This window comes from Halosimplex halobium (assembly GCF_051414055.1).
In the GTDB taxonomy this organism is placed as follows: domain Archaea; phylum Halobacteriota; class Halobacteria; order Halobacteriales; family Haloarculaceae; genus Halosimplex; species Halosimplex halobium.
In genome coordinates this window covers 140,956-153,415 of sequence record NZ_JBLKNX010000001.1, presented here as the reverse complement: position 1 = coordinate 153,415, position 12,460 = coordinate 140,956, and the positions used below count along the sequence as shown (strand labels likewise).

Sequence of the window (12,460 nt, the reverse complement as noted above, 5' to 3'; positions counted from 1 at the left end):
GGCTATCGAGGCCGGCGACCACCGAAGTGACAGGCCATCGTGGCGGCCGACTGCCGGGTCGTCGGGTGGGGACGGCGGCCCACGGCCGCCGTCTCGTGGACACAACAGTTAATGGGTGTCGTACAGACTCCCGACTATGGTGGACGTAGACGTGAACAAGCCGACGCTGCTGGTCGCGGGGGGTGGGGCGGTCGCGCTGGTCGTCGTCGCGGTGCTCGTCGGCGCCGCCTTGAGCCAGCCGAACGCGCCGGTGACGGGGGAGCCGGACACGGCGACGGCCGTCGAGGCGACGGACTTGCCGACGCTGGCTCCGACGACGACTGGAACGGCGGCCGCCGGGACGGGGACGGGCACGGCGGCGGCCACGGCGACCGCGACGCCGACGCCGTACCCGACCCTCACGCCGACACCGACCCCGACGCCCACGCCGACGGCGACGCCCGCGCTGACGGACATCCCCGCCGAGGCGTTCGACGAGCGGGAGATCGAGCGGCTGGTCGGCGAGTACATCAACGAGCGCCGGGCGGACGCCGGGCTGGACCCGCTCGACAACGAGGGCAAGGGGGTCGACCGGCTCACCGAGATGGCGCGGGGCCACAGCGTCCAGATGGCAAACGTCGGCGAGGCGATCCACCGGATCGACGGCGTGACCAGCGTCGAGCGCTACCGTGAGCACGAGCTCTACGACCGCTGCAAGTGGTCGTCACCGGACGGCACCACGCTCCGGACCGCCGACGGCAACGCCCTGGAGGCGGTCGGGCGGACCGTCGCCGGCGAACCCTACCGCGACAACGGGACCCGCCAGTTCAACGGCGACGAGCGCGCGGTCGCCCGGGCCGTCGTCGACGCGTGGTGGAAGACGGAGACCTACCGACCGCGGCTGACCTACCCGAACGCCGACGAGATCGGCGTCGGCGTCGAGATCACCCGGCGCAACGACGTGTTCGTCACCGCGAACGTCTGCTGAGCGGGGATCGTCTGCTGAGGAGGGAATCGGTTGCTGAGCCGGGGTCGGCCGTTGTTCCGGGTCCGTCGGCCGTCGACGCGGCCCTCGCGGCGCTCACAGATTACGAGCGTCCCGGCGAGAACGGGAGTCACTCGGGGTGGCGGCTGATCTCGTTGAACGCGGCCTGGAAGTCGTCGAACTCGGCGAGCGCGTCGTCCATCTCGTCGCGCAGCGACTCGGCGCGCTCGCGGAGTCGGCCGACCTCGTCGCTGTCGTCGAGCTCCGCCTCCGTCTTCTCGGCCTCCAGCAGGGCGATCTTCGAGGAGACCTCCAGGTACTCGGTGAGCCGGTCGTCGTAGCGGCTGGCGGTGAGCTGCTGCTCGATGGCGGCGACCAGGTCGTCCTTCTGGACGGGCTTGCAGAGGTAGTCGTCGAAGGGCATGTCGACGATGTCGAAGTCCGGGTCGACGGCGGTGATCATGACGACCCGCGTGTCCAGGCCCCGCTCGCGGATCGTCGACAGCACCTCGTCGCCGGAGACCTGCGGCATCCGCCGGTCGAGCAGGACCACGTCGACCGACTCGTCGACCGCCTCCAGTGCCTCCTCGCCCCCGTAGGCCGTCTCGGTGTCGTACTCGTCGCGGAGACGCAGCGCGTACACGTCGGCGACCTCGGCCTCGTCGTCGACGATGAGCACCCGCGGCTCGGTACTCGTCTCGTTCACGCCGTGATCTGATGCGGCGATCCTATGTAAGTGCGTGGGTGCCGGCCAACGCACCGATCGTCGGGCTGTCGGCCGTCCACGGGGGCGAACGGGTTCGGGCGGCCGCCCGACCCCGCGGTCGACGGGCGTCGGTCGCCCGGGGGCGGCGGGGACGACACCGTCGGGGTGCAGTTCGACCGCGGTAGGGTGGGCCAAACACAATCCCTTTGCCGGTACCCTCCCAAGAGCGGGTAATGTCGAGGTGCGACGAGTGCGGCAAGCAGGAGAACATGCCGTACCAGTGTCGCCACTGCGGCGGCACGTTCTGTGCGGAACACCGCCTCCCCGAGAACCACGGCTGTCCGGGGCTGGACAACTGGGAAGACCCCGGCGGGGTCTTCGACAGCGGCTTCGACGACAGCGTCGCCGACGATTCCGGGAGCGGCGGCCTGAGCGACCGCCTGGGCATCGAGACCGGCCCCGGCGGCCCGCTGGGCTACTTCCGCGGGAACATGACCTACGTCTTCCTCGGGCTGATGTGGATCACCTTCCTGCTCCAGCACGTCGTCCTCCTGTTCGGGCCCGCCGGCCTCCACGAGGCCATCTTCGTCCTCTCGCCCGCCAACCCCGAGTACGTCTGGACCTGGTTCACCTCGGTGTTCGCCCACGCGCCGGGACGGCTGGGCCACATCGGGATCAACAGCATCGTGATCTACTTCTTCGGCCGCCTGGTCGAGGACTACGTCGGGTCCCGCGACTTCGCGGTCCTGTTCCTCGGGAGCGGCGCGCTCGCCGGCCTCGGCCAGGTCGGCTTCCAGATCTACCAGTACGGCGGGATCCCCCAGCCGGGCGTCGCCGCGGGCGTCCTCGGCGCCAGCGGCGCGGGCCTGGCCATCATGGCCGTGCTCACCGTCCTCAACCCCAACCTCACGGTGTACCTCTACTTCCTGGTCCCGGTGCCGCTGTGGCTGCTGACCGTCGGCTACACCGGCTACACCGTCTTCCAGATCCTGTCGACCGGCATCGGCGCCGGCGGCACCGCACAGCTCGCCCACCTCCTCGGGCTCGGGGTCGGCCTGCTGTACGGCCAGCACGTCAAGGGTCGCCACCGGATCCCCGACCAGCTGCAGTTCGGCGCCGGCGGGCGCGGTCCCGGCGGACCGGGCGGCCCCGGCGGCCGCGGCCCGTTCTGATGGGGGTCGTTCCGATGGAGGCCCGCTGATGGAGGTCGTCCGCCCCGAGTTCGTCCCCGACGCCTCGCTCTCCCGGGAAGACATGGAGGCGCTCCAGCGCGAGATCGCCGGGAGCGCCGTCTTCGAAGACGACCTCCCCGTCGACCCCGCCCGGATCTGCGGCGAGGGCGGGGACACTGACACCGCCACCGACGACGCACAGGCCAGCCTCGCCGACGCGACCGACGGCGCGGAGTCGGCGACCCCGGCGGACGGCCCGCCACTCGTGGCCGGCGTCGACCAGGCGTTCGTCGACGACCACGCCGTCAGCGCCGTCGTCGTCCTGGGCGGTAGCGAGGTGGTCGAGCGCGTCCACGCCGTCGAACCCGTCGAGATCCCCTACATCCCCGGCCTGCTGAGCTTCCGGGAGGGGACGGCCATCCTCTCGGCGTTCGCGGCGCTGGAGCGGGACCCGGACGTCGCGCTCGTCGACGGCAGCGGTCGCATCCACTTCCGGGAGGCCGGCATCGCGACCCACATCGGGGTCACGCTCGACCTGCCTACCGTGGGCGTCGCCAAGAACCTGCTCTGTGGCACTCCCCGCGAGTCGCTCGACCGGAAACTCCCTCAGGGTGCCCGCATCGCCATCGAGGCCGACGACGACGTTGAGACCGCCGAGCCCGGGACGCACATCGGCGACGCCGTCCAGACCCGCCAGTTCGAGAACTCGGATCGGTACGTCAACCCCCTCGTCGTCAGCCCCGGCCACCGCGTGAGCGCCGACACCGCCGCCGACATGGTGTTGGCCTGCGCGGGGGGGTACAAGCTGCCCGAGCCGACGCGGCTGGCCGACGGGTACGCCGACGAAGTGAAGGCCGAGGTCCGCGAGCAGCTGGAGTAGCGCGCTCGGTCATTCCTCGCCGAGCGTCGCGGCGAGCAGGAACGTCTCCGCGCGGGTCGCCCGGAAGTCGACGGAAAAGCCCGCGTCCTCGAACGCCGCGGCGGCGTGGTCGGCGTCGTAGCGCTCTTCGAGGGGTGGGCCGCGCTCGCCCGGCCCTTCGGCGGTCCAGTCGACGACGGCGACGCGGCCACCCGGCCGAAGGACGCGGGCGAGTTCCTCGACCGTCTCGCCAGGGAGTTCGTGGTAGGTCATCGTCGCGAACGCGCCGTCTAGCGCGCCGTCGTCGAACGGCAGGTCGTCGGCGCCACTCGTGACGAGCTCGACGTTCTCCGGGACGCCCTTCTGGCGGTAGCGGTCGTGCATCGCCGCCTGCACGTCGACGGCGTAGACCGTGCCGGCGCGGGGCGCCACGTCGTCGGTGAAAAAGCCCGTGCCGCTCCCAACGTCGACGACTGCGTCGTCGGGATCGGGGTCGAGCGCCCACAGGAGTTCCTCAGCCGAACAGTTGCGGTACCGGCGCGCGGCGTCCTCCAGTCGGTCGGCGTCGGCCGCGGGGAAGGTGTGGTGACCCATCACTTCGGAGTTGTGGCCGTGCGGTGATATAGCTCCCGTCACGTTGCAGCGATGGTGGTCGGTTTCCGTGCGAGTGTCTCGGTTGTTTTTGAGTGATCTGGCCCGAAACGGGGTTGTGTGAACGGTACCGCAGTCGGGAATGAGCGTTGAAAGCCCTCGGCGGGCTCGCTAGCTGGAGTTTCTACCGCATTCGACAGCAAGTGGTGAAAGCCCTCGCCGCGCTCGCGGTCGCTGAGGCGGGATATCCGCGCTCTCCGCACCGCCCGCTCACGGCACAGCCGTTCGCTTCGAGGCGCGAGCGCCTCGCACCGCGCGGATAGTGCCCGCTCAGGCGACTGCACAAGCGCGAGCGCGCCTCGCCCTTTCAGTCCACCGGGAGAGCACGCTCTCCCGAGCCCGCGCTCACACGTTCGCGCGGACACCAGGGACCGCAACTGCCCCGCACAGCACCGCAGACGGCCACGAACCTCCCCAGCCGATTGCGCTCCGCGCGCCTTCGGCGTGCGGTGCTCATCCCTCGCGCGGCTACGGTCGCGCGCATGAACGCGCGCTCCAGCGCGCGCCGACGGCATTCGACTGGCCAACACCGTCTGATGGCGGACCCCCACCCTTAACCCTCGCTCCGGCGAACCCGGACCCATGGCGGATATCCTCGTCTACGGCTCGTACGGCTACACCGGGCGGTTGGTCGTCGACGAGGCGACCGACCGGGGACTGGACGTGGTCGTCGCCGGCCGCGACCGCGACGCCGTCGAGAACCAGGCGATCCGGCAGGGCTGCGAGGAGCGCGTGTTCGCGCTGGACGAGCCGCGGCTGCTCGACCTGGCGCTGGAGGAGGTCGAAGCGGTCCTCAACTGCGCGGGGCCGTTCGCAGAGACGGCGGAGCCGGTGGTCGAGGGCTGTCTGCGGACCGGCACCCACTACCTCGACATCACCGGGGAGATCGAGGTGTTCGAGCGACTCGCCGCCGAGGACGAACAGGCCGACGAGGCGGGGATCACGGTCCTCCCCGGCGTCGGCTTCGACGTGGTCCCGACGGACTGCCTCGCGGCCCACCTCGCAGAGCGGCTACCCGACGCCGACCGGCTCGCGCTGGGGTTCGAGGCGTCGGGCGAGATCTCCCCGGGCACCGCGAAGACGGTCGTCCGCGGCCTCGGTGAGGGCGGTGCCGTCCGGCGGGCGGGCCGCATCGAGTCAGTGCCGGTCGGGGGCGAAACACGACGAGTCGACTTCGGCCGGGGCGAGCGGACCGCGATGGCAGTCCCCTGGGGCGACGTATCGACCGCCTACCACACGACCGGGATCGGGAACGTGACCGTCTACACAGCCGTCCCGTCGTGGGCGCCGCCGGTCGTCCGCGTCAGTCAGTTCCTCGGGTCGGTCGCCAGTGCCGGCTCCGTGCGGTCGCTGCTCGATTCGCTGGTCGACGCCAGCGTCGAGGGTCCCGACGAGCGCGAGCGCCGCGAGGGCGAGACCTACGTCTGGGGCGAGGCGCGACGATCGGAAGCGCCTCGAAGCGAGCGGCAGGGCCGCGAGCGGGGGGAGGTCGAGGCCGCCGACGGCGAGCGGGCGGTCTCGCGACTCGTCGCGCCCGAGACCTACCGGCTGACGAAACTGACGGCCGTCGAGATCGCCGAACGGGTCGCCGCGGGTGAGGCGCCGACCGGGTTCCGGACGCCCGCCGGCGCCTTCGGCCCGGACCTGATCCTCGATATCGAGGGCGTCGAGCGGACGGACGAGCCCGTCACCGACGCAGACGGAGCGGCCGCCGACTCGGACTGACTACCCCTCGTCGCGGTCGGCCGGTGTTTCGCCATCGGCCGGTGCTTTGCCATCGGCCGGTTCTTCACTCCCGTCGCCGCCGTAGTGCTCGCGCTCGACGCGCTCGTCGAACAGCCGCGCGAGCAGCCGCGTCATCGGGCCGATATCGACATCGATGCCGTCGACGCTCGTGACGGGGCGAACCTCCCAGGTGGAGTTGGTGAGGAAGACCTCGTCGGCCTCGCGCAGGTCGTCGAGCGTGTACCGGCTCGTCCGCACCGAGAACCCCTCCGACTCGGCCAGCTCTATCACGACCGACCGCGTCACGCCGGGGAGGATCGGCAGGTCCGCGCTCGGCGTCTTCAGCGTCCCGCCGTCGACGAAGAAGAGGTTGCTCGCCGCGCCCTCGGCGAGGTAGTCGTCGGTCGTCCGCATCACGGCCTCGTCGGCGGCGAACTCCTCGGTTGCTGCTCGCCGGAGCTCTAGCCGGGCGAGGATGCCCGGGAGGTAGTTGTGCGTCTTGGCGTCCGCCGGGAACGACTCGGCGGGCGGGCGGCGCGTCCGGACGGTCTGGACGGTCGCCGGCTCGTCCCAGACGGGGTCGCCCTCGACGCCGCCGCGGCCCAGCGGCGCGACGTAGACGACGACCGTCGGGTCCACGTCGGCGTCGGGCGTGAGCTTCCCCGGCTGGGCACCCCGAGTCACCGACACCTTGCAGTACGCGTCGTCGAGGTCGTTGGCGGCCAGCGTCTCCGCCACCCGCTCGCGGAGGTCGTCGGGGACGGCGTCGGCGAACCCCAGCGTCTCGGCGGTCCGCCGGAGCCGGTCGCGGTGGGCCACCCACTCGAAGGGCTCGCCGGCGTAGACCCGAAGCGTCTCGAAGGCGCCGTCGCCGTACATGAACCCCCGGTCGCGGACGGAGACGGTCGCCTCGTCGGCGGCGACGAGGTCGCCGTTCACGTGGTAGGTGAGGCCGTCGTCGCTCACAGCGATCCCTCCAGACTCATGCGGCAGAACGTCTCTATCATCTGTTTACCGTGTTCGGTGAGGATGCTCTCGGGGTGGAACTGGACGCCGACGTGGGGCCGTTCGCGGTGGCGGACGGCCATCAACACGTCGGCCTCGTCGTCGGTATGGGCCGACTCTTCGAGCACGTCCGGCAGGTCCGCGCGCTCGACGGCCAGCGAGTGGTATCGCCCCACCTCGAAGCGGTCGGGCAGCGCCCGGAAGACGCCGCGGCCGTCGTGACCGACGGTGGAGGGCTTGCCGTGGACGACCGCCTCGGCGTGGCCGACGGGTGCGCCGGCGACCGCACACAGCGCCTGGTGGCCCAGGCAGACCCCGAGCGCGGGGTAGTCCAGATCGCGGAAGATCGGCATCGAGACGCCCGCCTCCTGGGGGGTGCCCGGACCCGGAGACACGACGATGGCGTCGGGGTCGATCTCGCGGATCCCGGCCACGTCGACGGCGTCGTTGCGGCGGACGATGACCTCGCCGTCAGTCACCTCGGGGAGCCAGTCGGCGGTCGTGACGACCTCGCCGACGTACTGGACGAGGTTGTAGGCGAAGGAGTCGTAGTTGTCGACGACGAGGACCGTCATCCCATCGACGCGGTCGACGGCGGTCGCGTCGGCGGCGAGGCGGTCGCCGTCGGCGGTGGAGCCAGGGTCGACGGACGGGACGCTCCCGACGCCGGGCGCGGACGGCTCAGTCATGGTCTTCCACCGTGAAGGCGGCGCGGTCGCCCAGCGCCGCGTCGACGGCGGTCACGAGCGCCCGGCCCTTGTCGAGCGTCTCCTCGAACTCCCGGTCGGGCACCGAGTCGTGGACGATCCCGGCCCCCACGCGGAGGTGGTACTCCTCGCCGTAGCCAACGAGCGTCCGGATCACGATGTTCAGCGTCGCGCGGCCGTCGAACCCGAAGATCCCGACGCTCCCGGTGTATGGTCCCCGGCGGGTCGACTCCACCTCGTCGATGATCTCCATGGTCCGGGGTTTGGGCGCGCCGGTGATGGTCCCGCCGGGAAAGACGGCCGCGACGGCGTCGCCCAGGTCGTGTTCGGGGCGCAGGCGCCCCTCGACGAGCGAGACGAGGTGCATCACCTCCGAGTAGCGGTCGACGCGGCGGTACTCGCTCACCTCGACGGAGCCGTACTCGCTGACCTTCCCCAGGTCGTTGCGTTCGAGGTCGACCAGCATCGCGTGCTCGGCGCGCTCCTTCTCGTCGCTCGTCAGGTCCTCCGCGAGGAACTCGTCCTCCTCGGTTGTCTCGCCGCGCGGGCGCGTGCCGGCGATTGGCTCGGTCAGGAGCCGTTCGCCCTCCCGCTCCAGCAGGAGTTCGGGGCTGGCGCTCACCAGGTCGACCCCCGGAAATTCCAGCAGGGCCGAGTAGGGCGCGGGGTTCACAGTCCGGAGCGCGTCGAACGCGGCGACGGGGTGGACCGCGGCGGGGGCGGTGAGCCGCTGGGAGACGTTGGCCTGAAACGTGTCGCCGTCGCGGATGTACTCCTTGACCCGGCGGACGCGGTCGGCGAAGGCCGCTCGGCCGCAGTCGCTCTCGAAGCGGGCCTCGTCGGCCGCGACCGGCGGGTCCCCCACTTCGGGGTCGCCCTCGACGGCCGCCCGGGCGAGGTCGAGCGCCCGCTCGCGGCCGCGGTCGTAGCTGTCGGCGACCGTCCCGCTGGCGTCGCCGTCGGCGTCGTCACCGCCGACGACACCGTCCCCGCCGACCCGCGGACAGGCGGTGATCCGCAGGGTCGTCTCCTCGCCCTCGCGGGGTTCCTCCCAGGCCGCCATCCGGTCGTAGACGCCGATCTGCAGGCGCGGCAGTTCGCGGTCGCGGTCGGCCGAGTCGGGAAGGCTCTCCAGTTCGCGGGCCACGTCGTAGGAGAGCCACCCGACGGCGCCGCAGGGGTAGGGCACGTCGCAGTCCCCGCGGACCAGCGACTCGGCGGCGAGCCGGTCGACCAGCGCGTCGACGCTCGGCGACTCGCCGCCGGGGGCGCTGGCGGCCTCGTCGGCGGTGACCGTGACGCGGTCGACGGGGTCGACGCCGAAGTAGCCCCAGCCGGACTGGCCGCCGGTGGTTTCGAGGTGGAACCCGCCGGGGCCGTCGCGGGCGCGGCGGTAGGCGTCGAACGGGTCGGTCACGGACACGCGGACCTCGACGGGGACGCGGGCGCCGGCCGGGGCCGACGCCGCGGCGCGTTCGAAGGCGGCCCGGTCGGTCACGACCCTCGGCATTGGTACGGGAGAAGCACGGGGGAGATAACCGGTTTTCGGTCCCCGGCGGGACCGGTCAGTAGAGCTTCGCCTGTTCGACCCAGTTCTCGACGCGCGACTCGGCGATGTCCGTCTCCTCGGCCAGCGCCGCGGGGTCGGCCTCTGCCAGGCCGCCGACGCCGTCGACGCCCGCGTCGCGCAGCCGTTCCGCGTAGGCCGGCCCGATCCCCTTGATGTCCTCCAGCTCCGCGTCGGGCGCGGGGTCGGTCGGCGCCTCGGTCGACGAGTCGTCGATCTCGGCGGCGTCCGCGTCGCCGGTTTCGGCGGCGTCCGGCTCCTCGGCGTCGGCGGTCTCGACCTCGGCGTCGGCGTCCCCAGTGTCGCCGTCGTCCTCGGCGTCTGTCTCCCCCTCGTCGGCCGAGTCGGTCGGTTCGGTCGGCGAGTCGGTCGCGGTGTCGGTCCCCTTGACCGCGTCCTCGCTGGCGGTCGCGGGTTCGTGCTCGACGGTCACGTCGACGCCGTCGCCGGCCGCCCCGTCGCCCGCGCCGGGGTCCTCGCCCGGCGACGGGCCGTCGGTGGCGGACGCTGCCGGCTGGGAAGTCGAAGAGGACGCGCCCAGCCCGAGTGCGGACTTGATACGCTCGATGAGCCCCATGGGGAGCAATAGCGGACCCCATCACTTAACGTCTTTCTGCACTCGCTCGGGGGACAGGACCGGCCGTTTCCGCCGACGGCTCGGCGGTGGCCCGGGCGTCGACCGCCGCGAGAGTGCTCCGAACGGGCCGCCGAGCGCCGCCGCTGCGGCTCAGAGCCGGTCGCGCAGCGCCTCGTTCATGGCGTCGGCCGGCGCCTCGCGGCCGGTCCACCGCTCGAACGCCGCGACGCCCTGGTACAGCAGCATCCAGGCGCCGTCGACGGTGGTCGCGCCCGCGTCGGCGGCGTCCCGCAGGAGTCGCGTCTCCAGCGGCCGGTAGACCGCGTCGAGCACGCCCAGGTCGCCGTGCAGCGCGTCGGCCGGGACCGGCGTCTCGTCGGACTCCATCCCGACGCTGGTCGCGTTGACCAGCACGTCCGCGTCGGCCAGCAACTCGGGGAGGGCGTCGAGGCCGTGGCCCGTCGCGTCGGCGTCCACTCCGTCCGGGGCGGTCGCGTCTTCGGCGGCCCCGTCCGCGTCCGCCCCCTCGCCTCGCACGTCCGCGGCCAGGCCGCGGGCCTTCGACTCGGTGCGGTTGGCGACCCGGACGGTCATCCCCTCGTCGGCGAGGCCGAACGCGACCGCGCGGCCGGCGCCGCCGGCGCCGACGACGACGGCCGTCCCCGACAGGTCCACGTCGTGGGCCCGGAGCGCTCGCGTGGCCCCGACGGCGTCGGTGTTGTGGCCCGTGATCCGGTCGCCGGAGAAGTCGACGGTGTTGACCGCGCCGATGCGGCGGGCCAGCGAGTCCGGTTCGACGGCCGCGAGGGCGTCCTGCTTGAACGGGATCGTGACGTTCAGCCCGGCGACGCCGAGGTCGGCGGCGCCCTCGACCGCCGCGGCGGCCCCGTCTTTCGGCGGTTCGAACGTGACGTAGCGGGCGTCGATGTCGAGCGCCTCGTAGCCCGCCTCGTGCATCGGCGGGGACAGCGAGTGGCCCACCGGGTTGCCGATGAGTCCGTAGACGTCCATATCGGCCCCAGCGGGGCCGCCGACAAAACGTGTTCCGTCTCGGCTCGGCTCGTTCGGCTCGGATCGGGAGAGCGGCCGGTCACGCCGGATTCGCAACTGTTTCAAGCGGAGGTGTCGTGGCGCAACACAGTGAGTCGCCTCAGTCATCCGCTGGTACAGGTCGCCGGCGCGCTCGCCCTGACGGCCGGGTGGGTCGCGGCCGTCCTCACCGGCACGGACCTGGGCACCGTCCCGACCGTCGCCGTCAGCGGCGTTGCCGTCCTCGGCGCCTCGTTCCTGCTCGCGTGGGGCGCCGAGACCGCCGAGAAGGACGTGCCGCGGGCGTTCGCCATCGCCGTCCTGGCGGTGCTGGCGGTCGCCCCCGAGTACGCGGTCGACGCGCTGTACGCCTGGAGCGCCGGGGCGGGCGGCGCGACGACCGCAGCGTGTGAGCAGCTCACGCCGGCTACCATCGAGGCCGGCGCCACCGAGCTCGCGCGGGCCTGCCACGACGCCAACCTCGCGGTCGCGAACATGACCGGGGCCAACCGCATCCTCATCGGGGTCGGCTGGGCCGGTATCGCCGTCTTCACCGTCTACCGGGCCGCCAGGACCCGCGACCCCGCAGTCCGCGACCGCGAAGGGTGGCTCGCCGACGCCGTCACGCTCGACCGGAGCATCGCCACCGAGGTCGCCTTCCTCTTTCTCGCGACGCTGTGGGCCTTCTTCGTCCCCCTCGGCGGCGGCATCGACGCGCTCGACACCGCCCTGCTCGTCGGCCTCTACGTCACCTACATCCTCATCATCATCCGCGGCGACGTGGACACCGAGGAGGAACACGTCGGCGTTCCCCAGTACTTCCAGTCGTGGTCGCTCCCCTGGCGCCCCATGGTCGTCCTCGCGCTGTTCGCCTACTCCGGCGCGATGATCTTCTCGGCCGTCGAGCCGTTCGCCCACGGCCTCGAACAGATCGGGGTCAACAACGGCATCCCCGAGTTCTTCATGATCCAGTGGATCGCGCCGCTGGCCTCCGAGAGTCCGGAACTCATCGTCGTGGTCGTCCTCGTGAACAAGGCCCGCTCGACCGCCGGGTTCAACGCCCTGATCTCCTCGAAGCTCAACCAGTGGACGCTGCTCATCGGGACGCTCTCGGTCGTCTTCTCGCTGGCCTACGGCCAGTACGGCGTGCTCCCGTTCGACCAGAAGCAGGCCGCCGAGATCTGGATCACCGCCGCCCAGAGCTACTTCGCGCTGGCCGTGCTGGTCGACTTCGAGATCAGCGTCCGCGAGGCGCTGACGATCTTCGTCCTGTTCATCTCGCAGGTGGCCCTGGAGTTCGTCATCATCCGCGACCTGTTCGCGATGCCGGTGTCGTCCTACGAACTCCTGCTGGCCTACACGGCCGCCTACGGCCTCATCGGGACCGCGCTGTTCGCCCTCCGCCGGGAGGCGCTGAAACGGATGCTCGGACTGGCCGCCGACGCCGGCCGCACCGCGCTCGGCCGCGAGCCGGTCCACCCGGAGTTCGCCGACTGAG

General features: G+C 72.0%; 12 protein-coding genes. 5 read left to right on the top strand and 7 right to left on the bottom strand.

Features of this window, described 5'->3' with window-relative positions:
- The first annotated feature begins 136 nt into the window (after positions 1–136).
- A complete protein-coding gene (locus tag ACMGFG_RS00785) occupies positions 137–967 on the top strand; it encodes a CAP domain-containing protein (protein WP_436928445.1) in 831 nt (276 codons plus the stop codon).
- 127 nt (positions 968–1,094) lie between these two features.
- Here ACMGFG_RS00785 and ACMGFG_RS00780 read toward each other — a convergent pair whose 3' ends face one another.
- Entirely contained in the window at positions 1,095–1,670 is a 576-nt protein-coding gene (locus ACMGFG_RS00780; RefSeq protein ID WP_436928444.1) for a response regulator, read from the bottom strand.
- A gap of 233 nt (positions 1,671–1,903) precedes the next feature.
- Here ACMGFG_RS00780 and ACMGFG_RS00775 point away from each other — a divergent pair, with 233 nt between their 5' ends.
- Together ACMGFG_RS00775 and ACMGFG_RS00770 are read left to right on the top strand one after the other, a co-directional pair.
- Complete coding sequence (locus tag ACMGFG_RS00775; protein WP_436928443.1) at positions 1,904–2,842, top strand: rhomboid family intramembrane serine protease; 939 nt, start codon at positions 1,904–1,906, stop codon at positions 2,840–2,842.
- 28 nt (positions 2,843–2,870) lie between these two features.
- Positions 2,871–3,722, top strand: a complete 852-nt coding sequence (locus ACMGFG_RS00770; RefSeq protein ID WP_436928442.1) for an endonuclease V — start codon at positions 2,871–2,873, stop codon at positions 3,720–3,722.
- A gap of 9 nt (positions 3,723–3,731) precedes the next feature.
- On the opposite strand, the gene ACMGFG_RS00765 is transcribed toward ACMGFG_RS00770, so the two are convergent.
- The gene (locus ACMGFG_RS00765) at positions 3,732–4,295 is read right to left on the bottom strand and encodes a class I SAM-dependent methyltransferase (protein ID WP_436928441.1); all 564 of its coding nucleotides are present in this window, start codon (positions 4,293–4,295) and stop codon (positions 3,732–3,734) included.
- A 639-nt stretch (positions 4,296–4,934) separates the two neighbouring features.
- Between ACMGFG_RS00765 and ACMGFG_RS00760 the strand changes: the two genes are divergently transcribed.
- Complete coding sequence (locus ACMGFG_RS00760) at positions 4,935–6,077, top strand: saccharopine dehydrogenase family protein (RefSeq protein WP_436928440.1); 1,143 nt, start codon at positions 4,935–4,937, stop codon at positions 6,075–6,077.
- Here the strand turns inward: ACMGFG_RS00760 and ACMGFG_RS00755 are convergent, their stop codons facing one another.
- From ACMGFG_RS00755 to aroE, 5 genes are all read right to left on the bottom strand, one after another.
- Complete coding sequence (locus tag ACMGFG_RS00755) at positions 6,078–7,043, bottom strand: aminotransferase class IV (protein ID WP_436928439.1); 966 nt, start codon at positions 7,041–7,043, stop codon at positions 6,078–6,080. It abuts the gene before it with no gap.
- Positions 7,040–7,657 (bottom strand): anthranilate synthase component II, encoded by a 618-nt coding sequence (locus tag ACMGFG_RS00750; protein WP_436928776.1) that lies wholly within the window; start codon positions 7,655–7,657, stop codon positions 7,040–7,042. Before ACMGFG_RS00750 ends, ACMGFG_RS00755 begins: the two co-directional genes overlap by 4 nt.
- Positions 7,658–7,763: 106 nt before the next feature.
- Positions 7,764–9,299, bottom strand: coding sequence for an aminodeoxychorismate synthase, component I (gene pabB / locus ACMGFG_RS00745; protein ID WP_436928438.1), 1,536 nt, complete (start codon positions 9,297–9,299; stop codon positions 7,764–7,766).
- Between the two features lie 55 nt (positions 9,300–9,354).
- Complete coding sequence (locus ACMGFG_RS00740) at positions 9,355–9,933, bottom strand: helix-hairpin-helix domain-containing protein (protein ID WP_436928437.1); 579 nt, start codon at positions 9,931–9,933, stop codon at positions 9,355–9,357.
- A 150-nt stretch (positions 9,934–10,083) separates the two neighbouring features.
- Positions 10,084–10,944 (bottom strand): shikimate dehydrogenase, encoded by an 861-nt coding sequence (aroE, locus tag ACMGFG_RS00735; protein WP_436928436.1) that lies wholly within the window; start codon positions 10,942–10,944, stop codon positions 10,084–10,086.
- Positions 10,945–11,073: 129 nt separating this feature from the next.
- Here aroE and ACMGFG_RS00730 point away from each other — a divergent pair, with 129 nt between their 5' ends.
- Positions 11,074–12,459, top strand: a complete 1,386-nt coding sequence (locus ACMGFG_RS00730) for a calcium:cation antiporter family protein (RefSeq protein ID WP_436928435.1) — start codon at positions 11,074–11,076, stop codon at positions 12,457–12,459.
- Position 12,460 lies beyond the last annotated feature (1 nt).

Bases quoted from the DNA above. Each gene is read 5' to 3' on its own strand.
- ACMGFG_RS00750 (WP_436928776.1), bottom strand. From the start codon at position 7,657: ATGACGGTCCTCGTCGTCGACAACTACGACTCCTTCGCCTACAACCTC.
- ACMGFG_RS00785 (WP_436928445.1), top strand. From the start codon at position 137: ATGGTGGACGTAGACGTGAACAAGCCGACGCTGCTGGTCGCGGGGGGT.
- pabB (WP_436928438.1), bottom strand. From the start codon at position 9,299: ATGCCGAGGGTCGTGACCGACCGGGCCGCCTTCGAACGCGCCGCGGCG.
- ACMGFG_RS00770 (WP_436928442.1), top strand. From the start codon at position 2,871: ATGGAGGTCGTCCGCCCCGAGTTCGTCCCCGACGCCTCGCTCTCCCGG.
- ACMGFG_RS00760 (WP_436928440.1), top strand. From the start codon at position 4,935: ATGGCGGATATCCTCGTCTACGGCTCGTACGGCTACACCGGGCGGTTG.
- ACMGFG_RS00765 (WP_436928441.1), bottom strand. From the start codon at position 4,295: ATGGGTCACCACACCTTCCCCGCGGCCGACGCCGACCGACTGGAGGAC.
- ACMGFG_RS00740 (WP_436928437.1), bottom strand. From the start codon at position 9,933: ATGGGGCTCATCGAGCGTATCAAGTCCGCACTCGGGCTGGGCGCGTCC.
- ACMGFG_RS00775 (WP_436928443.1), top strand. From the start codon at position 1,904: ATGTCGAGGTGCGACGAGTGCGGCAAGCAGGAGAACATGCCGTACCAG.
- aroE (WP_436928436.1), bottom strand. From the start codon at position 10,944: ATGGACGTCTACGGACTCATCGGCAACCCGGTGGGCCACTCGCTGTCC.